Below are 23,006 nucleotides of genomic sequence, written 5' to 3'. Positions count from 1 at the left end.
GAAGCCTGTACCGATGACCGCACTGTTCCCGGCCGGGCGTCGCCCGCGCCTGCGCGACGTCGCCCTCCTCTCTGCCACCATCCTGGGCACAGGCCTCCTGTCGCCGGCCCATGCCGCGCAGTTCGGCGTGGTGGTGAACCAGGTCGCCGATCCGGTGCTCGGGAGCGTGGCGCTTCCCGACAACGCGCCCACGACGGGCGTGTTCTCGGGGGTGCAGAACTGGCCGATGAACGCCATCACCCTCGGCCTGCTGCCGAGCGGCAAGATCGCATCCTACGGCACGCCGGGCGGCAACCCGGGCACCCAGGACGGCCGCACCTTCGACATCTGGGATCCCGGCCAGGGCATCGGCGCCGGCCACATCACCCTGCCGGGCGTCGCGGGCGTGAACAGCTTCTGCGCCGCGCAGGCCTTCCGGGCCGACGGATCTCTGTTCATCGCGGGCGGCATCTTCGACAACGGCAACGACAAGGGCAGCGTCGTCCTCAACCGGACCGGCACCGGCGTGTCGGGTACCAACGCCAAGCTCGCCAACGACCGCTACTACTCGACGATGATCACGCTGCCCAACGGCCAGCAGCTGATCATGGGCGGCTCCTATCCCTACCAGGGCGGCTGGGGCGATCCGCAGGGCAGCATCGACAAGGGCCTGATGACCGGGATGACCCCGGAGATCTACGACGGCAACGGCTGGCGGAGCCTGTTCGGCGCCAAGAGCCGCGACGCGTTCGGCCCCGACAACAACCGCTTCTGGTATCCGCGCGCCTGGATCGCCCCGAACGGCAAGGTGTTCGGCATCACCGCCGACAAGATGTGGTTCCTCGATCCGAGCAACAACGGCTCGGTCACTGCGATGAACTTCAAGGAAGCGCAACGCAACGCGAACTCCGCCACCGACGCGCCGAATGTCGGCCCGGTCTCGACCGCGGCGATGTACGACACCGGCAAGATCCTCCAGGTCGGCGGCAACAGCTACGACAACGGCACCGGCTTCCTCGCGAGCAGCCGCGCCACGGTGATCGACATCAACGGCGGCATGCCGGTGGTGACCGACACCGCGCCGATGAGTGTCGGCCGCGGATGGGCCAATGCCACGGTCCTGCCCACCGGCCAGGTCGCCGTGACCGGCGGCAGCAAGTGGAACGACCGCGGCGACGGCGACACCGTGCTGCAATCGGAGATCTGGGATCCCAAGACCGGCCGCTGGTCGCTCGGGGCCTCGGGCGGGGTCTATCGCGGCTACCACTCGACCGCGATCCTGATGCAGAACGGCGCCCTGCTGCTGGCCGGCGGCGGCGCACCGGGCCCGGTCGCCAACCAGAACGTCGAGGTGTTCTACCCGCCCTACCTGTTCGCCACCGTCAACGGCAAGACCGCCCTCGCGCCGCGCCCGCAGATCGTCAGCCTCTCGACCGTGCAGCTCCAGCACGGCCAGTCGATGCAGTTCGAGCTCACCTCGCCGAACGGGCTGTCGCAGGTCGTCCTGATCGGCCTGAGCACGGTGACGCACAGCTTCAATTCGGGGCAGCGCCGCTACGTCGCCGCCTTCACGCAAGCCGGCAACGCCGTGACGGTGCGGAATCCGGCCAACGGCAACGTCGCGCCTCCCGGCTATTACCAGCTGGTGGCGATCGACCAGAAGGGCGTGCCCTCGCCGGGCGTGATCGTCGCGCTCGGCAACGGCGTCGCGGCACCATCCCAGGTCGCGGCCCCGGCCGTGGTCACCGCCGCGGGCGGCGGGCAGAATGGCGGCGGCACCGGCGGATCGGCCGGCGGCGGCACGGGCGGGAGCACCGGCACGGGTGCCGGGGCGGGCACGACCGGCACCGGCGCGCCGGTGAGCCTCCAGGCGAGCAACTACACGGGGAGCTACCTCACCAACGTCAACGGTGCGGCCAAGCTCGTCACCCCGGCCAGCGCCGGCGACAAGCAGCAGGCGACCTTCCGGCAGGTGCCGGGCCTCGCCGGCTCGGGCGTGTCGTTCCAGGCGAGCACCAATGCCAGCCAGTACCTGCGCCACCAGAACTTCCAGATCTTCCAGCAGGCCAATGACGGCGGCGACGTCTTCAAGCGCGGCGCCACCTTCCTCCCGCGCGCCGGGCTCGCCGGCACCTGCGGCTGCAATACCGGACCGTGCACGTCCTACGAGTCGATCGACTGGCCGGGCTACTACCTGCGCCACGCGAACTTCACGTTCTACATCGCGAAGTCGGACGGCAGCGACCTGTTCAAGCAGGACGCCTCGTTCTGCCCGGCGAACGGCCTGACCGCCACGACCTCGGTGCTGAAGGCGGCGAATTCGGGGCTCTGCCTGTCGATCGCCTCCGGCGACACCAGCGACGGCGGGGCGGTGACGCAGCAGACCTGCACCGGCGTGCCTGAGCAGACCTGGACCCCCACCCCCGGCAATGGCGGAACCGCCTACGTCAACAAGGCCTCGGGCAAGTGCCTCGACATGAGCCTGCTCAAGCCCCCGGCGGCGCCCGGCACCCCGATCACGCAATGGACCTGCAACGGCGGCACCAACCAGGCCTGGACGCTGCGGTCCCAGAACGGCGGCAACGCCCTCGTGTCGGTCAATGACGGGGGCCTCTGCGTCGATATCTGGAACGGCTCGACGCAGCCCGGCGCGGTGACGGCGGCCTGGACTTGCCACGGCGGCGCGAACCAAACCTTCCTGTCGCAGTAGACCGGCCGACCCCCCGGAGGTACGGCACAGGGGAGGACGGTCCCACCGTCCTCCCCTCCTTGATTCGCGCGACGGCGCCGGCACGCCTCGACTCGGCACGCCGTCTCGCGATTGGCTCAGCCCTGCTCCCGCCCCCGCCGGCTCTCATAGGCCTTGAGGTGGGTATGGGCGGTCGACAGGTACGGCCATGCCCCGTCCGGATCGGCCGCGCGGCCGCGGGCGAGGAGGTCGCCGACGATGTGGTCGGCCTCGATCCGGGCGCCCTTCTCGATGTCGCGCAGCATCGAGGCGGTGAAGCGCGACTCCGCCGCCGTCAGGGTGCCGCGGCTCGACTCCAAAAACTTCTCCCGCGGCGCATGGCCGGCGCCCGCCGCGATGCCGCGGCATTCCTCCAGGAGACCGAGCATCAGTTCGCGCCCGCCGGGGGCAGCCACGATGTCGCCGACCGTGGCCCGCATCAGGCAGGTGCCGCAGGCCAGCGTCGCGAGGAAGACCCACTTCTCCCACATCTCCAGCAGGATCTTGTCGCTGAGCCGCGCCGCGAAGCCCGCCCCTTCCATCACGCCGGCGACCCGGGCGATGCGCTCCGAGCGCGTCCCGTCCCGCTCGCCGAAGGTGAGCGCGTGCAACTCGCTCATCTGCACGATCGTACCCTCCGGCGACAGCGTCGCCGCGATGGCGCAGGAGCCGCCGAGCACCCGCTCCGCCCCGAACCGCGCGTCGAGGGCATCGAGATGCGCCATGCCGTTGAGGATCGGCAGGACCGTCGTGTCCGGTCCCACCGCCGGGGCGACGTCGTCGAGGGCGCCGGCGAGGTCGTAGGCCTTGCAGCTGAGAAGCACGAGGTCGAAGGGCCCGGGGATCGTGGCCGCCGTCACGGTCGCCGGCCGGTCGATACGAAAATCCCCGAGGGGGCTCCGCACCGAGAGCCCCCCTTCCGCGAGCCGCGCCGCCCGCGCCTCGCGGACCAGGAAGGTCACGTCGCGGCCTCCTTGCGCGAGCCGCGCCCCGAAATAGCCGCCGGTCGCCCCTGCCCCCACCACCAGCACCCGCATGACGCTTCCTCCTGTCCCATGGTCAGGCCTGACCTGTTCCGGCAGAGCTTCGCATCGGCGGCGGTTTCGTCCAAGGTGCCGGCTGGTCTGGTTGGACGAAGGGTTGCGTCGCGTGCGGGGTTTGAGGGAGCGGCTGCCGGGATCGCGGGATCTCGTCGGGATCTGGGGCCGGCGCGGGCTGTTCGTGCTCGGCGGCATCGCGGTCGGTGCCGCGGCGGTGCTGATGGCGCATCTGGCCGATGCGGCGCAATCGGCGTTCCGGGCCGTGATCGGGATCTCGCCGCTGATCGCCCTCGTCCTCACCCCGTTCGGCTTCGGGCTCGCCGCGCTCTTGGCCCGCACGGTGTTTCCGAACTCGCAGGGCAGCGGCATCCCGCAGGTGATCGCCGCCCGGGACATCGACGACGCCGCCTTGCGTCATCCCCTGATCTCCCTGCGCACCGCCTTCGGCAAGATCGTGGTGATGACGTTGGGGTTGTTCTGCGGCGCCTCGACCGGGCGCGAGGGGCCGACGGTGCAGGTCGGTGCCGCGCTCATGGCGGCGGCCGGCCCCCTGGCGCCGGAGCGCCAGCGCGGCCTCCTGCTCGCCGGCGGCGCGGCCGGGGTGGCGGCGGCCTTCAACACGCCGCTCGCCGGCATCGTGTTCGGCATCGAGGAACTGAGCCGCTCCTACGAGGCCAAGACGTCGAGCCTGATTCTCGGGGCGATCATCGCGGCGGGCCTGACCTCGCTCGCGATCGTCGGCAACTACACCTATTTCGGCACCACCGGCGACACCCTGCCGCTGGCGGCTTGGGCCGTGGTGCCGCTCTGCGGCATCCTGGGCGGGCTGTCCGGCGGCCTGTTCAGCCGCATCGTCATCCTGGTCACCTGCGGCGGCCTGCCCGGGGCGCTCGGGCGGTTCGTCTCCGGCCGGCCGGTCGTGTTCGCCGCCCTGTGCGGCTTCGGCGTCGCCCTGTGCGGTCTCGCCACGCACGGGCACGTCTACGGCACCGGGTACGAGCAGGCGAAGGCGCTGCTCCACGGCAACTCGGACACCCATCCTCTGTTCGGCCCGCTGAAATTCGTCGCCACGACCCTGTCGTCGATCAGCGGCATCCCGGGCGGGCTGTTCGCCCCCTCCCTGGCCGTCGGGGCGGGTCTCGGCGCCGAGATCGCCCGCCTGTTCGCGGACGTGCCGGTCGGTGCCGTGGTGCTGGTCGGGATGGTGGCCTACCTCACCGGCGTCCTGCAGGCGCCGATCACCTCGTTCGTCATCGTGTCGGAGATGACGGAGAATCACGGCCTGGTGATTCCCCTGATGATCACGGCGCTCATCGCCGACGGCGCCTCGAAGCTGGTCTGCAAGCACGGGCTCTACCATGCGCTGGCCGAGCCGATGGTCGAGCGCATCACCGGGCGCAAGACGCATGGGCCGGAGGTCAGCGGGCCGGCGTGAGAGCGGGGGAATGTTCGCGGGTGCAGAGACTCCGCCTCCGCATCGCGAGTGCCGACGCGATTGCGCCTGCGATCTCGGCCTGAGGTCGCGTGCCCGACAGGCATGGAGACTGCGCCAGGGGCAGTTCGACTGCGATCGACGGATCTCAAACCAGCCGAGTCATACCAACGGCCCAAGATGCTGACGCATCGATTCGATCCCGGGCAAGCCCGAGATCGACGGGGCCGTCGACCCATCTCGAATTTCCGACGCCAAGCCCAGAAGTCCGGGACCTCGGGCTTGGCGTAAATTCGAGACTTGGCGAAAATTCGAGAACGGCACCGAAGGTCGTTCTCAACGACCGTTGGTATCAGTCCGCGGCCGCGAAGCGGAGCCTGTAATCCAGAACCGCGGGCTGTTCCGAACAAAGCGGAAGGCTATCCGCTTCGTTCTTCACCATGCGGTGTTCTGAATTCAGAGCTCCGCTGCGCCGGCGCGCAAAGTCCGGACGATGACGCCCGGACGCATCCGGTCAAAGCGGCAGCATTCCGACCAGGGCGAGGCGGCGGTTGTGCTCGAGCCAGAGACGCAGCATCTCGGCGAACAGGCCCGGCTTGGCGGCCGTCTTGGCAGGGGCGATGGAACGGGTCGCGGCGATCGAGGGCGAGGAGGCCATGGGTTCGGCTCCGAAGTGGGAGGTGGACTGGAACTCTGTGGTTCCTGACCCCGACCATGATCCTCATTCTGCATTGCAGCAATCATCGATCTCGCAGCTGCGATATGCAGCAATCGCATGCAACTGGCGCGATTATGCTGAATTGCCCGTCAATCATGCATCATATGCCTGGCTGACGGGCATCGGGCCACTTTTCCGGGCCCTGGTCACGGCCATGCCTCAGCCGTCGAGGGCGGTCCGGTCGACCTCCGTGGTGATCGTGCCGAGGATCCGTGCGCGGGCATGCTCCAGGACCTCGCAGGCCTCGGTCAGGGTGCGCAGGGGTGTGCGGCCCCACTCGGTCATCACCACCACGCCGTCGAGCAGGGGCGCCAGCGCCACGGTGGCGGCGGAGCGGCCGACCGGCGGCAGGTCGACGATCACCACGTCGTAGGCGTCGCACAGGCTGGTGAGCAAGGCCTCCATGGCGGGCGAACCGAGCCAGTGCGGCGAGGGCAAGGCCTCGTGTGCCAGGCTCAGCACGTCGCATCCATCGGAGAGCGCCGTGACGTGGCTGCGCCAGGTCTCGGAGGCCCGGGGCCCGAAGCCGCGCAAGTCCGCGACGATCCCCTCGCCCACACCGGGATCGCGCCGCACCGGCTCGGCGGCATCGGCGTCGATCACGAGGGCGCGCGCCCCAGCGGCGGCGTAGAGCCGGGCGAGCTCGATCGTCGCGAGCGCCTTGGTGCGGCCGCAGGTGCGGCCCGCCGCCGTCAGGCCGATGCTGCGCAGGGGCGCGGCGTGCTTCGACGAGGCCAGCGAGAGCCGGGTCCATTGCAGGCCCTCGGCCAGCCCGGCGCAGAGCCGGGCCTCGTCGGTCAGGCCGCGGCGCCGCCGAAGCCCCGGGCGGGATTCGGGGCGCGCCGGAATCCAGCCGAGGCAATCCCGCCCGGTGGCCGCCCGGACCTGGCGCCGGGAGCGGGCGCGTCCGTCGAGGAGCAGGCCCGCGACCCCGACGGCCACGAACAGCCCGGCCCCCGCCACGGCGCCGGCCGGCATCGTCAGCCGCAGGCCCGGATTGGAGCGGAACAGCGGCCGGGTCGCCGCGGTGATGACCCGGGAATCGGCCACCGGCGCACTCTGGCGCTGCACCGCCTCGGCCAGCACGACCAGCAGGCTCTCATAGACCTTGCGCGAGGTCTCGGCGGCGGATTCGAGTTCCTCCAGCGTGCCGGGCTCGTCGTCGACGGGCGCCCGCGGCACGACCTGCGTGCCGGCGCTCGCCACCGGCCCGTCGGGATCGTCGCGCCGGCCGCGGCGGATGCGGTAATTGTGGGTGGCGCGGAATTCCTGCACGGCGCGGATCGCCGTGTTCATCTGGGTCCGGAACCGGTCGACGCGCTCGTTGAGCCAGTCGGTGGCGAAGCGCGAGGCCTCGATCCGCGCCTCCATCTTCTCGCGCAGGAACTGCTCCACCACGGCGTTGACGATGTCGGCCGCCTTCTGGGGATCGCGAGCCGAGAAGGTGATGTCGAGAGCATAGGCCAGGCCGGCGCGGCGCACGTCGAGCCGGGCCGCGAAGGTATCGAGCAGGCGCCGTTCCGCCTCGAGGCCCCCGTCGGCCTCGGCCTCGGCGCGCCCGGTCGCGCCCTTGAAGGCCGCGCGCGCGGCCTCGAACAGCGCGACGGCGCGGCCCTGCATGGCGGCGGCCCAAGCCGGGAGCCGGAGCGTCGGTCCGGCGAATTCCGGATCGCCCCGCAGCCCGAGCTTGTCGATCACCATCCGGGCAACCTTCTCGGAGCGCAGGATCGCCATCTGGTTGGCGATCTGGCCGGTATCGATGGCGAAGCGCGCCTCGCCGCCGGGCTCGGCGAAGAGCGGCGGCATCTTGGAATCGATCACCAGTTGCGCCCGGGCGGTGTAGACCGGGGTCGCGGCGAGCGTCGTGAGGGCGCCGAGCGCGGCCCCCGCGAGGGCGCAGGCGAGGATGCGGGCGCGGCGGCGGCGCAGGAACGCGAGGATGTCGCGGACCTCGAGGCTTCGCGTCTCCGGCGGGTCGTCCCGGAGGCGCGGGGCCAGGGACGGGTCGGTCCAGATCGGGTTGTTCAGCAAGATCGCGCTCTCTTCGGCTCGACCGCGGCGGGGGATCAGGGTCGGCGGCTCCCCCGCGGGCGCTGGTGGCCGCCGCGGGCGGATCATCGGGATCTCTCGACCCCGCGGACCCACCCGTGACCCTCGGAGGTGTACGTCCGGCCCGGGCCCGGCCGGAACGCCGCGGAACGGCGTAGGCGGGGCCCGATGACGCCCGGGCGGCGGAGGCAGGGTTCACCCCGATCGTTCCTCCCTCCCCCTTTCGGAGCGGGTCGCTCCCCCTCGCCTCCGCCTGCCGGAGGAGAGGCCTCCCCCGATGGGGGAGGGTCGCCCCGCGCCACCCGCCCCGGGCGGTCGAGGGCGGCGGCGCCCGGCGCCCCCAAAGCCGGTGCTGCCGGGCGGCGCGGCAACGGCCTAGGCTCGTGGCCGACGCTGACTGCAACCCGAAGACCGGAGCCCGCCCGCATGCCGATCACCGACGTGTCCCTCGAGGACGGCGCCAGCATCACGCATCCGGACCTCGTCGATCTCGCGGGCTGCCGCATCGGCGCCGGCGCCCGGGTCGGGCCGTTCGTGCAGATCCGCCCGGGCAGCCGCGTCGGCGTGCGCTGCAAGGTCTCCTCGCACAGCGTACTCGGCCCCGCGGTCGAGCTCGGCGAGGGCGTATTCGTCGGCCACGGGGTGGTGATCGGCGATACGGAGACGGAGAGCCGGGAGACTGGTGGTTCGGAAACCGTCGCTTGCCGGCCGACCCGGATCGGTCCCGGGGCCTCGCTCGGCTCGCGTTCGACCGTGCTGCCCGGCCTCGTCATCGGCCGCGGCGCAATGATCGGCGCCGGCGCCGTCGTCACGGGCGACGTGCCGGATTTCGCCCTCGTGGTCGGCGTGCCCGGCCGGGTCGTGGGCGATGCCCGCGACCGGCGCGGCCTCGAACCGCACGACCCGGCCGGGCGCCTCGACGAGGTGGCGGCCGGCTGACCGGCCGGCCGATCCTTGGTTTCATACCGCCGCGCCTTCGAACAGATCTGTTCGAAGGCGCTAGAGCATTGTCCGACGAAGTGGATACCGGTTCGTCGCAGACAATGCGGCAAGATCAAAGACCTAGAGAGCTTCGCGATTGCAACGCGATCGTGAAATGCTCTAGGCAAGCCCGAACGGGCGTCGGCGCTGATGCGCCGGACGCCTTGGCATCGATCTGTCGATGCCAAGGCCCGAAGGTATCAGTGCGTGGCGGCGGCCGTCGGTACGCCGGTGACCTGCGCCGAGGGCGCCTCGCTCAGCCAGCGATACAGGATGCCGCCGAGCGCCCCGCCGATGATCGGCGCGACCCAGAACAGCCAGAGTTGCGCCAGGGCCCAGCCGCCGACGATGAGGGCCGGGCCGGTCGAGCGCGCCGGATTGACCGACAGGTTGGTGATCGGGATGCCGACGAGGTGGACCAGGGTCAGGCACAGGCCGATCGCCAGGGGCGCGAAGCCCACCGGCGCCTTGCCGTGGGTCGCCCCCATGATCACGAACAGGAACATCGCCGTCAGCACCACCTCGGCGAGGAGGCAGGACATCAGGGAATACTGCCCGGGCGAGTGCTCGCCGTAGCCGTTCGCCGCAAAGCCCTTGGCGAGGTCGAAGCCCGGCGCGCCGGAGGCGATCGCGTAGAGCAGCCCCGCCGCCGCGACGCCACCGACAAGTTGCGCGACGATGTAGGGCACGATGTCCCGGCCCGGGAAGCGCCTCCCTGCAGCGAGCCCGATCGTCACCGCCGGGTTGAGGTGGCAGCCCGAGATGTGGCCGATCGCGTAGGCCATGGTGACGACGGTGAGGCCGAAGGCGAGCGCGACGCCGAGGAGCCCGATCCCGACCTGCGGGAAGGCGGCGGCGATGACGGCGCTGCCGCAGCCGGCGAAGGTGAGCCAGAAGGTGCCGATCGCCTCGGCGGCGCATTTGCGGATGTCCATGGGGCGTCTCCTCGTGCGGGACTTCGATTGTCCCGTGCCGGATTTCGGGCCGGCTCGATCAGGCGCGGGGACGTCGGCCGCATGCATCCGGTCCGGATGCGGCGCCATGCGCCGCCCGGAACCGTCGGAGGAGAGGTTTGCCCAAGTCGGTGGGCGAGCTTCGTCGCTCGCCTGAGCTACCTATACCTGAGATCGTGTGATCACGAAATCGGGTCTTGCTGTCGCTATATTGATCTGTGATGCGACCGATTGGTCGGGGCGACCATCGGATCGACTCAGGATGGAAGCCGCCGTCACAGCATCCCGCGCAAGGCCTCATCCAGCCCGCGATGCAGCCTCTGCGGCAGGACCGCCCGCCACGACTCCTCCGGCGGCAGGTCGGCGAGTCCGACCAGCGCCGCGACCGCCGCCGCGCATTCCTCCGCATCCATCTCGGTAAGGAGCTTTTCGATGGCTCCGGACACATCCAGTCCCTTCAACCCGGCGATGCCAGCGACCTGGGCCGGCCCGAATGGGACGGAAAACGGGCGGTCGTCGCTCGCCGTGGCAAGCATCGGGACCACGGCATAGATCGCGTCGAGCCGCAGGTGGACCGCGACCGCATCGAGCCGGAGGACGGCATCCGGCGCCTGGAGGAGTTCGTAGCGCCAGCCGGCGCCCTCGCGGTGATAGGCTTCAATCCGGCGCTGGTCCTGCGCGACGAGGACGAAGTGGCGGAGATCGGGCAAGGCTTGGTAGGCGAGCCACTTGCGGCCGCGGTCGTACGCTTCGGTCGAGGGCGACAGCACCTCGATAATCACGGTCGCGGAGGCCACGCTCCGGGTGTCTGGATCGGGCGCGATGTCGCCGCGACACGAGACGAAGACATCCGGGTAGAACCGCGCCGTGCCGGCCTCGAGCCGCATCGTCTCTCGGAACGACGCGCAGGGCCCGCCGGGCGCGAGGCGTTCCGCGACGAGGCCGTCGAGGCGCCGGGTCAGGGCGTGATGCGCGGTCGATCCGCCGACCATCATGCGAAAGACACGGCCGTCGATGTATTCGAGCCGCTCCCCCTCCTCTGCCGTCTCGCAGAGGCGGTCATAGGCGTCGAGATCGATGAACGCATCGCGCCGCGCCGCGGGCATACAGGGCCTCCGGTGCTGTCAGTGGCGAGATCGTAGGCTACGGCCCTGCAGTCCGGGAAGCCGGTTCCGAGCCGTCGAGACGACGGCTCACCGCCGCCCGAACAACCGCTCCACGTCCGACAGCTTCAATTCGACGTATGTCGGGCGCCCGTGGTTGCACTGGCCGGAGAACGGCGTCGCCTCCATCTCGCGGAGCAGCGCGTTCATCTCCTCCGGCCGCAGGCGGCGGCCGGCCCGGATCGAGCCGTGGCAGCTCATCCGCGACAGGACGGCGTCGAGGCGACGGGCGAGCGGATCGGCCCCGCCCTCGGTCAGCGCGTCGACGACATCGGTGAGGAGCGCGCGCAAGGACCCGCCGGCGAGCGCCGAGGGCACCTCCCGCACCAGCACGGCGCCGTGGCCGAAGGATTCGAGCACGAGGCCGAGATCCTGCAGGGCGTCGGCCGCATCGGCGAGCCGGTCGGCCTCGACGGGATCGAGCTCGACCACCTCGGGGATCAGCAGGATCTGGCGGGCGATGCCGCCGCCCTCCCGCTCGCGCTTCAGCCGCTCGTAGACCAGCCGCTCGTGGGCGGCGTGCTGGTCGACGATGACGATCCCGTCCCGGGTCTGGGCGACGATGTAGGTCTCGTGCAGCTGCGCCCGTGCCGCGCCCAGGGGATGCTGGTCGGCAACGGCCTCGGGCGGCGGCATCCGCTGGTCGGCGCTCGGCAGGGCGAGGTCGCCGGCAAACTGCGCCTGGTGCCCTTCGCCGAAGCCACCGCCGGGGGGCGGTGCCTCGTAGGCGGCCTGATCCGGCTCGCGGGCCCCCCAAAGCGCGTCCCACGGCGCCTGGCCGAAATCGCGCTCGAAATCCTCGGGCCGGCCCGAGCCGGTGGGCCGGGCCGGCGCCGTCTCGTCGCGGCGGGCGAACAGGCTCGCGGGCTGGCGCGACGCCGTCGAGGGCAGGGAACCCGGCACGGAGGAGCCCGGCATCGAGGAGCCCGGCATCGCGATCGGCGCCTGCTGCGGCCGCAGGCTCTCCAGGGTGCGGGAGGCCACGGTGCCGGAGCTGCGCCCGCCCTCCCGGCGCAGGGCCTCGTGGATCGCGCTGACGATGAGCCCGCGCACCAGGCCCGGATCGCGGAAGCGCACCTCGGTCTTGGCCGGGTGGACGTTGACGTCGACGAGGGCGGGGTCGCAGGTGAGCGCCAGCGCCAGGACCGGATGGCGGTCGGAGGCCATCACGTCGGCATAGGCCCCCCGCACCGCCGAGAGCAGCAGCCGGTCGCGCACCGGCCTTCCGTTGACGACGAAATGGACGTGGGTCGTCGCCGCCCGGTGGAAGGTCGGCAGGCCGACATGGCCGTCGAGGGCGAAGGCCTCGCGCTCCAGGCTCAACGGCGCCGAGTTCTGGCCGAATTCGGGTCCGAGCACCGCAACGAGGCGGCGCAGCCACGAGCCCGGTCCGGTCTCGGCCGGGAAGACCAGGCCCGGGGACGACGCGCCCTCGCCGGTCAGCGTGAAACGGATCTGCGGGTGGGCGACCGCGAGGCGGCGCAGAATCTCCCCCACCGCCGTCGCCTCGGCCCGGTCCGACTTCAGGAATTTCAGCCGCGCCGGGGTGGCGGCGAAGAGATCCGTCACCTCGATCCGGGTCCCGGGCTGGCTGGCTGCCGGCCGCACCGGTCCCTTGTGTCCGGCATCGACCACGATGACGTGGCCGCTCTCCGCGCCGGGCACCCGCGAGGTGATGGCGAGACGGGCCACGGCGCCGATCGACGGCAGGGCCTCGCCGCGAAAGCCCAGGGTCTCGATGCGCGCGAGGTCGCCGTCCGGCAGCTTCGAGGTGGCGTGACGCTCGACCGCCAGCGCGAGGTCGTCCGCGCTCATGCCGCCGCCGTCGTCGACGACCCGGATCAGCTTGCGCCCGCCGGCCGCGATCGTCACCGCGATGCTGGCGGCGCCGGCATCGACCGCGTTCTCGACCAGTTCCTTGACCGCCGAGGCCGGCCGCTCGACCACCTCGCCGGCGGCGATGCGGTCGACGAGCACCGGGTCGAGGCGGCGGACTTCCGGCCTTCCGGGAGAGTGCGGCCGTCCGGGGGATGAAGGAGCCATGGCGGGAATATAAGGTTTCGCGAGGCCCGCCAGAAGGTGCGGGAGCCTGCGTTTCCACGGGTGGATGCGATGATGGCGGACGAGACGGACGACGTAATCCTGCGCCCCTGCCGGGAGGACGACCTGCCCGCCGTGACGGCGATCTACGCCCATGCGGTGACGACCGGCCGGGCCTCGTTCGAGCTCGAGCCGCCGGACGAGGCCGAGATGGGCGCGCGCCGGGAGGCGCTCGTGTCGGGCGGCTACCCGTACCTCGTCGCCGAGCGGGCGGGGACGGTCGTCGCCTACGCCTATGCCGGCCCCTACCGGACCCGGCCGGCCTACCGGGGCACCGTGGAGAATTCCGTCTATGTCCGGCCCGACCAGGCCGGGCGCGGCTTGGGCCGGCGCCTGCTGGAGCGGCTCGTCGACGAGGCGACGGCAGCGGGGTTCCGCCAGATGGTGGCGGTGATCGGCGATTCGCAGAACGCCGCCTCGATCGCGCTCCACGCCGGTCTCGGCTTCCGGCCCGTCGGGGTGCTCGAATCCGTCGGCTGGAAGCACGGCACCTGGCTCGACACCGTGCTGATGCAGCGCGCCCTCGGTCCGGGTGACGGAACGCCTCCGGAACGGTGATACGGCTTCCGGGAGAGTCCTTCCGGACGCCGTGTCACCGGCCCGCGCGGCGCCTGAGAGTCTGTCCGGGAAGAATTTGTTTTTTCGGAGCGCGTTGCGGTTCGCGCCGACAGGCGTATGCTTGAGCGATGTGGACGCCTGAGAACCGCCAGCGGTACGACCGCAGCAAGCTTCGCTATCCCACTGATTTGACGGATGAGGAATGGGCGCTTGTTGCTCCCCTTCTCCCGCCGGCTCGACGCGGGGGAAACAAACGAACGGTTGATCTGCGCGAGGTGGTCAACGGCTTGATGTATGTCCTTGGAACGGGGTGCCAATGGCGCGCTATCCCAAAAGATCTACCGCCTCGCTCGACGGTGCATGGTTACTTCGATCTATGGGATTACGACGGAACTCTCCTGCGCATCCATCACACCCTCTACGTTCTCTGCCGCGAACAGGCAGGACGTGAGGCCAGCCCAACGGCAGCGATCATTGACAGCCAGAGCGTCAAGAGCGCGGAAAAAGGGGGCGCACGATCGACCCGTCCGGCTATGATGCGGGCAAGAAGATCAAAGGCAAGAAGCGCCATCTCCTCGTCGATACGCAAGGTCTGCTGATGCATGCTCTGGTGCATCCGGCCGACGTGCAGGATCGTGATGGCGGCGTATGGGTCATGGCGACGCTGTTTAGTCTCTACCCGTTCCTGCTGAAGCTGTATGCAGATGGCGGCTACCAGGGGCCGGTGTTCCGGGAGGCATTGGAACGGGTCTGCCGGTCTGTGACGGTGGAAATCGTCAAGCGGTCGGATCAGGCGGTCGGGTTCGAGGCCCTGCCCAAGCGCTGGATCGTGGAGCGGACGATTGGTTGGCTCAATCGCTGCCGGCGGCTGGCGAAGGATTGGGAGTGCCACACCCGCAAGGCGCTGGCTTTCCTGCGCCTTGCTTCCATCCGCATCATGCTCAGAAAACTCTGCCAACAATCAGCATGATCCCGGACAGACACTGAGTGAAGCCGGTTTCCGCATCGCGAAGCGATCAATCGGAAACCGTACGAGACAGTCCTTCGCCCGAGCGGTGCCGCTTTCCCGGGACATCGCTGGCCCAGGGTCAGTTACGGGGACTTAACCCTGCCCGTTGTACCCCTCTTAACCATGATGGCCCGCCGAATTGGACGGGCCCGGCGGAGCGGAGCGGCAGGCCCGTGGCGGACGAGCGGCGAACACGCGGACAGGCCGGCCCCGGCCTCCCGGCCCTGGTGCTGGCGGTCTCCCTCGCCGCCGCGGGGCCGGTCCGGGCCCAGGTCGCGGCGCCGGGCGCAGGCCAGGGATTCGATCAGGGAGCCGGGCAAGGTCTCGGACAAGCGACCGATCCGAGCCTGCCCGGCCCGCTCCCGGGCGGCCAGGACCCCGCCACCTTCGCCCTGCGCGCCTCCAACCCGGCGGCCCAGGGCGGGCTCTCCCGCGGCATCGCCCGCCCGGGGGCGGCGTCGCGCTTCGGCGCCAGGCCGCGCAACCCGCCGCAGCGGCGGACCCGCCCGCCCACTACCGCCATCACCCGCCAGGCGACGCAAACGGGCATCGCCGACGATTCGCGCCTGCGCCCGGTGGTGCAGATCCCCGTCTCGGGCGTGCCCGACCTCGCCGCGGGCGTGCCCCTCCTGCGCCGGCGCACGATCGACCCCCTCGACCCCTACGGTCCGCTCGGCATCCGGCTCGGCGGGCTGACCCTGTTCCCGGCCCTGCAGCAGAGCGTCGGCTACGATTCCAACCCCGACCGCTCGATCTATCGCAGCGGCTCGATGGCGCTGCTCAGCCAGGGCGAGCTGCGCGTCGCGAGCGACTGGTCGTCCCACGAACTCACCGGCGCGATGCGCTTCGGCTACTTCCTGTATCCCGACAACCCCAATGCCGACCGGCCCGACGGCGACGGCGCGATGCGGCTGCGCCTCGACGTCGCCCGGGACACCAAGGTCGATGTCGAGGGCCGCTACGCCATCTCGACCCAGCGCGCCGGCAGCCCGGACCTCGCCGCCCAGGTCCGCGACCGGCCCCTCGTCGCCACCTATGGCGGCACGGTCGGGGTGACGCAGAACTTCAACCGGCTGCAGGTGACGCTGGCGGGCCTGATCGACCGCCAGAGCTTCGAGAATGCGCAACTCCCCGACGGCACGATCCTGCGCCAGGACGACCGCAACGCCAACCAGTTCGGCCTGCGCCTGCGCACCGGCTACGAGATCAGCCCCGGCTTCACCCCCTTCGTCGATACCCTGGTCGACACCCGCATCCACGACTTCGCGGTCGACCAGTCCGGCCTGCGCCGCGATTCCGACGGCGTCACGGTCCGCGCCGGTTCGAGCTTCGAGATCAGCCGGCTCCTCACCGGCGAGGTGTCGGGCGGCTACCTGTCGCGCCACTACGCCGACCCACGGCTGAGCAACGTCACCGGCCCGGTGATCGACGGCTCCGTGACCTGGGCGGCGACGGCCCTGACCTCGCTCCGGGTCGGCGCCTCGACCAGCGTGAGCGAGACCATCGTGCCCGGCGCGAGCGGCATCTTCACCCGCACCGCCGTCGCCGAGATCACCCACGACCTGCGCCGCAACCTGCGCCTGACGCTCGCCGGCACGTTGATCAGCAACGACTACCAGGGCACCAGCATCCGCGAGCAGGGCTACAGCGCCGGCGTCAAGCTCGATTACCGCCTCAACCGCTGGCTCGGCTTCCGGGCGAGCTACGCCCGCGAATTGCTGCGCAGCACGGCGATCGGGTCGAGCTATCACTCGGATACGTATCTGGTCGGGGTGCGGGTCAACCCGTAACCATCCCTCCCCTGCGACACGCGGGCCGCGCAACCCGACCCCCCTCCACCGGTTTCCTCCGATCGAGATTCCGGTTTTCGAGGGAGGGCGTGTCCGCGCGATGACGAGAGCGTTCCGGCCCGAGCGCATCTTCCTGGTCACCAGCCTGGTGCTCACCATCGCGGCGGCGGTGGCGATCTATCTGTTGCAGGCGACCACGCTCGCCATCGCGGTGGCGCCGCGGGACGGCACCGAGCCGGCGCTGATCCGCGCCTATGCCGAGGCCCTCAAGAGCACCCACAAGGGGATACGCCTGCGCATCCTGCCCTTCGACGACGTGCGCGAGAGCGCCAAGGCGCTGGAGCAGGGCCAGGCGGATCTCGCCGTGGTGCGGCCCGACGTCGATCTGCCGGCAAACGGCCTGACGCTCGCCATCCTGCGCGACCAGGCGATGCTGATCGCCTCCCCGGCACCGTCCGGCATCACGACCTTCCCGGCCCTCGCCCGCAAGCGCCTCGGCATCGTGGCGCATCGCGACGCCGATCTGTGGCTGCTGAAGAGCCTGATGGGCTATTACGGCCTCACCCTCCAGGAGGGTGGCGGCGGCCCGATTCCCACCGGGCAGGTGCGGCTGGTGCCGCTTGCCGAGGACGATCTTCCCGCCGCCTTCGCGCAGAAGCGCATCGACGCGGTGGTGGCGGTGATCGCGCCGGCCGCCCCGATGGCGTTGCGCCTCGTCGGCACCGTCCAGGCGGCGAGCCGGACCCGCAAAGTCGATTTCGTCGGGGTCGAGGACGGGCCGGCGATCATCGAGCGACTGCCCCGGCTCCAGGCGGTGACGGTACCGGCCGGGCTGTTCGGCGGCAGCCCGAAGGTGCCCGAAGAGGAGGTGAAGACCGTCGGCGCGTCCTACCGGCTGATGGCCAGGGCCTCGCTGAGCCGGACCGTGGCGGCGGACGTGACCCAGCATCTGTTCGAGTTGCGCTCGCGCCTCTCCGACGCGACGCCGGCCGCCGATTACGTGGCCGCCCCCGCCTACGAGACCACCGCCGAGGCGACGAGCGCGCGGCTGCCGATCCATCCCGGCGCCATCGACTATTACGAGCGCGAGCAGCAGGGGTTCATCGAGCGCTACGGCGACTGGGTCTATCTGCTGGCGGTGCTCGGCGGCGGCTTCGGCTCGGCCTTGGCCTGGCTGCGCCAACGACTGCGCCGGTTGCGGCGCGAGCGCATCGACGTGGTGATGGACCGCCTGCTCGAGATCCTGGCCGAGGCCCGCCGGGCCGATCCGGCCGGCCTCGATGCGCTCACTGGCGAGGTCGATACGCTGGCGGCGGATGTCGTCCGCTATACCCGCGAGCGCGAGACCGACACCCGCACCATGGCGGCGGTGATGATCGCGATCGAGACCGCCCGTTCCACCATCGCCGATTGCCGCCGGATGGCCGGCGAGGCGGTGCCGCCGCGTCCCGCCTTCCGGCTCAGTGCCGCCGAATAGGCGCCTATCTCACCATCGCCAGCGGCGCGCCGGACTTCGACAGGGCGCCGTCCATCGCCCCGCCCGCCGGGCGCAGGCGCGCCGCGACCGTGCCGCCGGGCTGGTAGAGGTAGACCTCGCCGTCGCGATAGTCCCAGGCGGTGACCTTCGCGAGGTCCTTGTTGGCGCACCCGGCGGACGAGGCCTTGTAGAGGTCGAGGGCCGGGGTGCTCGCCAGGGTGACGCGGCAGCTCGCGCCGGTGGCGTCCTTGGCGGTCCAGCCGCCGACGACCGCCGAGCGGCCGCCGCTCGCCACCACCGGGGGCGGCGGGGGCGGGGCGATCGACGCCTGCTGCTGCACCGGCGGCGGGGGCGACGGCTCCGCCATGATCGGGCCGGACGGATTGGCGACGACGGGAGCCGCGGAGGCGCCAGGCGGCGGCGCCAGGGGGGCGGAGGTCACCGGGCCGGAGGACAGGCCCGGGCCGAGATCCGGTTCTTCCGGCGGCAGCGGCCGGGCCGGACGGCCGACGGGCCGGGCCGAGGCGTTGAGCCCGGTATCGAACCGCGACGAGGAGCAGGCGCCGGCGCTCGCGGCGAGGGCCAGGGCGGCGACGGTGCAGAGAATCTGGCGCGGCATCGAGGGGTCCTGAAAGGGCCTTTGGGCGGATGTCGGGGATCGTTGGTCCCCGGGAAATACGATCCCGCCAAGGCACGTGCAGGGGTTTCCCCAACGACAAAGGCGCCCGAAGGCGCCTTTTCGAGGGGGTGTGGCCGACAGGACCCAGTCGGCCACCCGGAACGATGCCTGGAGGCGGATCAGACCTCGCGCGCCACCATCATCTTCTTGATCTCGGCGATGGCCTTGGCCGGGTTCAGGCCCTTCGGGCAGGTATTGGCGCAGTTCATGATGGTGTGGCAGCGATAGAGCCGGAACGGGTCGTGCAGCCCGTCGAGGCGCTCGCCGGTATTCTCGTCGCGGCTGTCGATCAGCCAGCGATAGGCCTGGAGCAGGGCCGCCGGGCCGAGGAAGCGGTCGCCGTTCCACCAGTAGCTCGGGCACGAGGTGGTGCAGCAGGCGCACAGGATGCACTCGTAGAGCCCGTCGAGCCGCGCACGGTCCTCGGGAGTCTGGCGCCACTCCTTCTCGGGCGAGGGCGTCTCGGTCTGCAGCCACGGCTCGATCGCCGCGTGCTGGGCGAAGAACGAGGTCAGGTCGGGCACCAGATCCTTCAGCACCGGCATGTGCGGCAGCGGATAGATCTTGACTTGGGTAGACTTGCAATCGTCGATGCCGAGCGTGCAGGCGAGCGTGTTCTGCCCCATGATGTTCATGGCGCAGGAGCCGCAGATGCCCTCGCGGCACGAGCGCCGGAAGGTCAGGGTCGCGTCGACCTTGTTCTTGATCCACAAGAGCGCGTCGAGGACCATCGGGCCGCAATCGTCGCGATCGACGTAGTAGGTGTCGATCCGCGGATTGGCGCCGTCATCCTCGTTCCAGCGGTAGATCCGGAACTCCTGGAGATTCTTGGCGCCGGCCGGCTTCGGCCAGGTCTTGCCCTCGGTGTACTGGGAGCCTTTGGGGAGGTTGAACTGGGCCATCTGTCTATGCCTGATCGGTGCGGTCGAGCCCGAGGGGACGCAGTCGCACCCGTCCGGTCTCGATGGTGAGGAGGGCTCCGGAGTGCAGGTCCGCCCGTGCCCCGTCGATCGCGCGGGCGACGAGGGGGCCGATGCGCCCAGGCAGCGTGGATCCCATGCGGAGCTGGATGACGCTCGGCGCGGTCGCGTCCGACCGCGCCAGGGCGATCCCGAAATCGAGATCGGCCGTCATGACGGCGCGACCGGAGGCTCGCGCCCAATCGATGATGTCGGTGTCGGGCGCGTCCTCCGCACCGACCTCCGACCAGTGGACCGCGTCGTGTCCAAGGCACTGAAGGTACGAGACCCAGTCGGGCGTGAGGTTCATGTCGACCACGATCCTCACGCCGCCGGCTCGAGAGCGATCTCGCGCTCCTGTGCCATCCAGGCCGCGTAGCGGAGGGCCTCGAGCACGTCCTCGCGCTCGATATAGGGATAGGCCACCAGCAACTCGTCGATGCCGACGCCCTCACCGAGATTCCCCAGGATCATCGCGACCGTCACCCGCTTGCCGCGGATGCAGGCTTTCCCGGCCATGACGGCCGGGTTGCGGGTGATCCGGGGGAACTCGGTCATCGATCCCTCCAAGCCGGCCCTGGCGGCCTCAGTACACGCGGGCCTTCGGCTCGATATACGCGATGTCGTTCGACATCGTGTAGGTGTGGACCGGCCGGTAATCGATCGCGACTTTGCGGGCGTCGGGGTCGAGCCAGGCGAGCGTGTGCTTCATCCACTGCTTGTCGTCGCGGTCCGGGAAGTCCTCGCGGGCATGCGCGCCGCGCGACTCGGTCCGGTTGGCGGCGGATTCCATGGTGACGACGGCCTGGCCGATCAGGTTGTCGTATTCCAGGGTCTCCAGCAGGTCGGTGTTCCAGACCAGCGAGCGGTCGGTCACCTTCACGTCGTCGGTGCCGGCCCAGACCTTGTTGATCAGGCCCCTGCCCTCCTCCAGCACCTCGCCGGTGCGGAACACGGCGCAGTTGTTCTGCATCGTCTTCTGCATTTCGAGGCGCAGCTCCGCCGTCGGCGTGCCGCCATTGGCGTAGCGGAAGCGGTCGAGGCGGCCGAGCGCCTTGTCGGCGGAGTCCTTGGGCAGTTCCGGCAGGCGGCCGCCCTTCTCCACCGTCTCGGCGCAGCGCAGGCCCGCGGCGCGGCCGAACACCACAAGGTCGATGAGCGAGTTGGACCCGAGGCGGTTGGCGCCGTGGACCGAGACGCAGGCCGCCTCGCCGATCGCCATCAGGCCCGGCACCACGTGGTCGGGGTTGCCGTTCTTCAGGGTCAGCACCTCGCCGTGGAAGTTCGTCGGGATGCCGCCCATGTTGTAGTGGACGGTCGGGATGACCGGGATCGGCTCCTTGGTCACGTCGACGCCGGCGAAGATCTTCGCGCTCTCCGAGATGCCGGGCAGGCGCTCGTGCAGGATCTTCGGGTCGAGGTGGTCGAGGTGGAGGAAGATGTGGTCCTTGTTCTTGCCCACGCCGCGGCCGGCGCGGATCTCCATGGTCATGGAGCGGGAGACCACGTCGCGGGAGGCGAGATCCTTGGCGGACGGCGCGTAGCGCTCCATGAAGCGCTCACCCTCGGAATTGGTGAGGTAGCCGCCCTCGCCGCGCGAGCCCTCGGTGATGAGGCAGCCGGCGCCGTAGATGCCGGTCGGGTGGAACTGGACGAACTCCATGTCCTCGAGCGCCAGGCCCGCCCGCAGCACCATGGCGTTGCCGTCGCCGGTGCAGGTATGGGCCGAGGTCGCCGAGAAATAGGCCCGGCCGTAGCCGCCGGTGGCCAGCACCGTCGTGGCGGCGCGGAAGCGGTGGATCTCGCCGGTCGCCTGGTCGATGGCGATGACGCCGCGGCAGCGGCCCTCCTCGTCCATGATCAGGTCGAGGGCGAAGTACTCGATGAAGAAGTTGGTCTGCGCCTTCACGGCCTGGCCGTAGAGGGTGTGCAGCATGGCGTGACCGGTGCGGTCGGCCGCTGCGCAGGTGCGCTGGGCGGTGCCCTTGCCGTAATCGGTGGTCATGCCGCCGAACGGGCGCTGGTAGATCTTGCCCTCGGCGGTGCGCGAGAACGGCACGCCCCAATGCTCGAGCTCGTAGACCGCGGCCGGCGCGTTGCGCACCAGGTACTCGATCGCGTCCTGGTCGCCGAGCCAGTCCGACCCCTTCACGGTGTCGTACATGTGCCAGCGCCAGTCGTCCGGGCCCATGTTGCCGAGCGAGGCCGAGATGCCGCCCTGCGCCGCCACGGTGTGCGAGCGGGTCGGGAACACCTTGGTGATGCAGGCGGTGCGAAGCCCGGCCTGCGAGCAGCCGACCGTGGCGCGCAGGCCGGCGCCGCCGGCGCCGACGATCACGACGTCGAAGCTGTGGTCGATGATGGTGTACGCCTTGCCGTTCTGGGCCGGCGCGGCGGAAGCGGTGGAGGCCATGGGCGAGGTTCCCGTTCTGGCGTGACGCGGTCTGTCGTTACACGAGGGCCCGCAGGCTCACGCGCACGATGGCGTAGAGGCAGGCGACCGCGACGACGACGCAGTAGAAGTTGTTGGCGATGACCGCGGCGATGCGCAGGCCCTTGTCGTGGACATAGTCCTCGATGACGATCTGCAAGCCCATCCGCATGTGGTTGGTGACCGACAGGACGCCAAGGATGAGCAGGATCGCCACCAGCGGGTGCGACACCAGGGCGACCGCCGCCGGGTAGGGCCGGCCGGCCATCAGGGCGACGATCACCACGAAGGCGAGGACGAGGGGCACGTTGGCGACCGCGGTGACGCGGTGCATCCACCATTCGCGGGTGCCGTGATGGGCGGCGCCGAGGCCGCTGATGCGGGCGCGGGCGGTGCGGATCGAGGGACGGGGTTCGGCCATCTGTCGTCGTCCTTGTCAGCGCGCCACGAGGGCGACGAGCCAGATCAGCACCGTCAGGGCGGTCGAGCCGATCAGGGTGAAGCGGGCCATCGCGATGCGGGTGCCAGGCTCCATGCCGTGGCCGAAATCCCAGACCAGGTGGCGGATGCCGCCGAGCATGTGGTGCAGCAGGATCCAGGTATAGACGAACAGGATCAGCCGCCCGAGGATCGAGCCGAAGAACCACGCCACCGGGCCGTAGGCGCCCGGGCCGGCGGCGAGCGCCACGAGCCAGATCGCCAGCAGCGCGGTGCCGCCGTAGAGCGCGACGCCGGTGATGCGGTGAGCCACCGACATCGCCATGGTCCAGGTCCAGCGGTAGATCTGGAGGTGGGGCGAGAGCGGTCGCACGACCGGTCTGCCGGCGGGGTTGGTGGGCCTTGCGGTGTCCGCCATCGTGATCCTCGGAATTCCCTGGTCTGTACCGGCTCTAAACTGGGTCACCTACCGGCTCCGTCGCGCGAGCGCAACGTGGCCGCGACCCTGCGCGAGTGACAGAC

General features: G+C 70.6%; 20 protein-coding genes. 7 read left to right on the top strand and 13 right to left on the bottom strand.

Annotated elements, in window-relative coordinates:
• Positions 1-13: 13 nt before the first annotated feature.
• Positions 14-2,689, top strand: a complete 2,676-nt coding sequence (locus HBB12_RS25870) for an AbfB domain-containing protein (RefSeq protein WP_236991994.1) — start codon at positions 14-16, stop codon at positions 2,687-2,689.
• Between the two features lie 116 nt (positions 2,690-2,805).
• Here HBB12_RS25870 and panE read toward each other — a convergent pair whose 3' ends face one another.
• A complete protein-coding gene (gene panE, locus HBB12_RS25865) occupies positions 2,806-3,744 on the bottom strand; it encodes a 2-dehydropantoate 2-reductase (RefSeq protein WP_236991993.1) in 939 nt (312 codons plus the stop codon).
• Positions 3,745-3,856: 112 nt separating this feature from the next.
• Between panE and HBB12_RS25860 the strand changes: the two genes are divergently transcribed.
• Positions 3,857-5,182: a chloride channel protein gene (locus tag HBB12_RS25860; RefSeq protein WP_236991992.1), complete on the top strand. Its 1,326-nt coding sequence runs from the start codon at positions 3,857-3,859 to the stop codon at positions 5,180-5,182.
• Positions 5,183-5,693: 511 nt separating this feature from the next.
• On the opposite strand, the gene HBB12_RS25855 is transcribed toward HBB12_RS25860, so the two are convergent.
• Positions 5,694-5,837: a hypothetical protein gene (locus HBB12_RS25855; RefSeq protein WP_236991991.1), complete on the bottom strand. Its 144-nt coding sequence runs from the start codon at positions 5,835-5,837 to the stop codon at positions 5,694-5,696.
• Between the two features lie 219 nt (positions 5,838-6,056).
• Entirely contained in the window at positions 6,057-7,928 is a 1,872-nt protein-coding gene (locus HBB12_RS25850; RefSeq protein ID WP_236991990.1) for a GumC family protein, read from the bottom strand.
• Between the two features lie 444 nt (positions 7,929-8,372).
• Between HBB12_RS25850 and HBB12_RS25845 the strand changes: the two genes are divergently transcribed.
• A complete protein-coding gene (locus HBB12_RS25845; RefSeq protein ID WP_236991989.1) occupies positions 8,373-8,885 on the top strand; it encodes an LbetaH domain-containing protein in 513 nt (170 codons plus the stop codon).
• A 242-nt stretch (positions 8,886-9,127) separates the two neighbouring features.
• Here the strand turns inward: HBB12_RS25845 and aqpZ are convergent, their stop codons facing one another.
• From aqpZ to mutL, 3 genes are all read right to left on the bottom strand, one after another.
• Complete coding sequence (aqpZ, locus tag HBB12_RS25840; protein ID WP_236991988.1) at positions 9,128-9,862, bottom strand: aquaporin Z; 735 nt, start codon at positions 9,860-9,862, stop codon at positions 9,128-9,130.
• A gap of 293 nt (positions 9,863-10,155) precedes the next feature.
• Entirely contained in the window at positions 10,156-10,986 is an 831-nt protein-coding gene (locus HBB12_RS25835; protein ID WP_236991987.1) for a Uma2 family endonuclease, read from the bottom strand.
• An 87-nt stretch (positions 10,987-11,073) separates the two neighbouring features.
• On the bottom strand, positions 11,074-13,086 hold the full coding sequence (mutL, locus tag HBB12_RS25830; RefSeq protein WP_236991986.1) for a DNA mismatch repair endonuclease MutL: 2,013 nt from the start codon (positions 13,084-13,086) through the stop codon (positions 11,074-11,076).
• A gap of 69 nt (positions 13,087-13,155) precedes the next feature.
• Between mutL and HBB12_RS25825 the strand changes: the two genes are divergently transcribed.
• The 4 genes from HBB12_RS25825 (at position 13,156) to HBB12_RS25810 (ending at position 17,977) form a co-directional block, all read left to right on the top strand.
• Positions 13,156-13,701 (top strand): GNAT family N-acetyltransferase, encoded by a 546-nt coding sequence (locus HBB12_RS25825; protein WP_442919319.1) that lies wholly within the window; start codon positions 13,156-13,158, stop codon positions 13,699-13,701.
• Positions 13,702-13,829: 128 nt separating this feature from the next.
• Positions 13,830-14,671, top strand: a protein-coding gene (locus HBB12_RS25820; RefSeq protein WP_442919318.1) for an IS5 family transposase whose coding sequence is annotated in 2 segments (ribosomal slippage) — positions 13,830-14,220 and positions 14,220-14,671 — 843 coding nt in all. Because the reading frame shifts where the segments join, the coding sequence is not laid out codon by codon here.
• A gap of 212 nt (positions 14,672-14,883) precedes the next feature.
• Entirely contained in the window at positions 14,884-16,500 is a 1,617-nt protein-coding gene (locus tag HBB12_RS25815) for an outer membrane beta-barrel protein (protein ID WP_236991983.1), read from the top strand.
• Between the two features lie 100 nt (positions 16,501-16,600).
• Positions 16,601-17,977 (top strand): TAXI family TRAP transporter solute-binding subunit, encoded by a 1,377-nt coding sequence (locus HBB12_RS25810; RefSeq protein WP_236991982.1) that lies wholly within the window; start codon positions 16,601-16,603, stop codon positions 17,975-17,977.
• A gap of 4 nt (positions 17,978-17,981) precedes the next feature.
• Here the strand turns inward: HBB12_RS25810 and HBB12_RS25805 are convergent, their stop codons facing one another.
• From HBB12_RS25805 to sdhC, 7 genes are all read right to left on the bottom strand, one after another.
• Positions 17,982-18,596 (bottom strand): AprI/Inh family metalloprotease inhibitor, encoded by a 615-nt coding sequence (locus HBB12_RS25805; RefSeq protein WP_236991981.1) that lies wholly within the window; start codon positions 18,594-18,596, stop codon positions 17,982-17,984.
• Positions 18,597-18,775: 179 nt separating this feature from the next.
• Positions 18,776-19,558 (bottom strand): succinate dehydrogenase iron-sulfur subunit, encoded by a 783-nt coding sequence (gene sdhB, locus HBB12_RS25800; protein WP_236991980.1) that lies wholly within the window; start codon positions 19,556-19,558, stop codon positions 18,776-18,778.
• Positions 19,559-19,562: 4 nt separating this feature from the next.
• Positions 19,563-19,943, bottom strand: coding sequence for a DUF5615 family PIN-like protein (locus HBB12_RS25795; RefSeq protein ID WP_272913300.1), 381 nt, complete (start codon positions 19,941-19,943; stop codon positions 19,563-19,565).
• Positions 19,940-20,173: a DUF433 domain-containing protein gene (locus HBB12_RS25790; RefSeq protein WP_236991978.1), complete on the bottom strand. Its 234-nt coding sequence runs from the start codon at positions 20,171-20,173 to the stop codon at positions 19,940-19,942. The genes HBB12_RS25795 and HBB12_RS25790 overlap by 4 nt, the downstream gene beginning before the upstream one ends.
• 28 nt (positions 20,174-20,201) lie before the next feature.
• Positions 20,202-22,028: a succinate dehydrogenase flavoprotein subunit gene (sdhA, locus tag HBB12_RS25785; protein WP_236991977.1), complete on the bottom strand. Its 1,827-nt coding sequence runs from the start codon at positions 22,026-22,028 to the stop codon at positions 20,202-20,204.
• Between the two features lie 37 nt (positions 22,029-22,065).
• Complete coding sequence (gene sdhD, locus HBB12_RS25780) at positions 22,066-22,467, bottom strand: succinate dehydrogenase, hydrophobic membrane anchor protein (protein WP_236991976.1); 402 nt, start codon at positions 22,465-22,467, stop codon at positions 22,066-22,068.
• A 15-nt stretch (positions 22,468-22,482) separates the two neighbouring features.
• A complete protein-coding gene (gene sdhC / locus HBB12_RS25775) occupies positions 22,483-22,902 on the bottom strand; it encodes a succinate dehydrogenase, cytochrome b556 subunit (protein ID WP_236991975.1) in 420 nt (139 codons plus the stop codon).
• Between the last annotated feature and the right edge of the window lie 104 nt (positions 22,903-23,006).

It is taken from the genome of Methylobacterium sp. SyP6R, assembly GCF_019216885.1.
Classification (GTDB): Bacteria; Pseudomonadota; Alphaproteobacteria; order Rhizobiales; family Beijerinckiaceae; genus Methylobacterium.
Note: the sequence above shows the minus strand (reverse complement) of the source record. Positions and strands in the feature narration are given on the sequence as shown.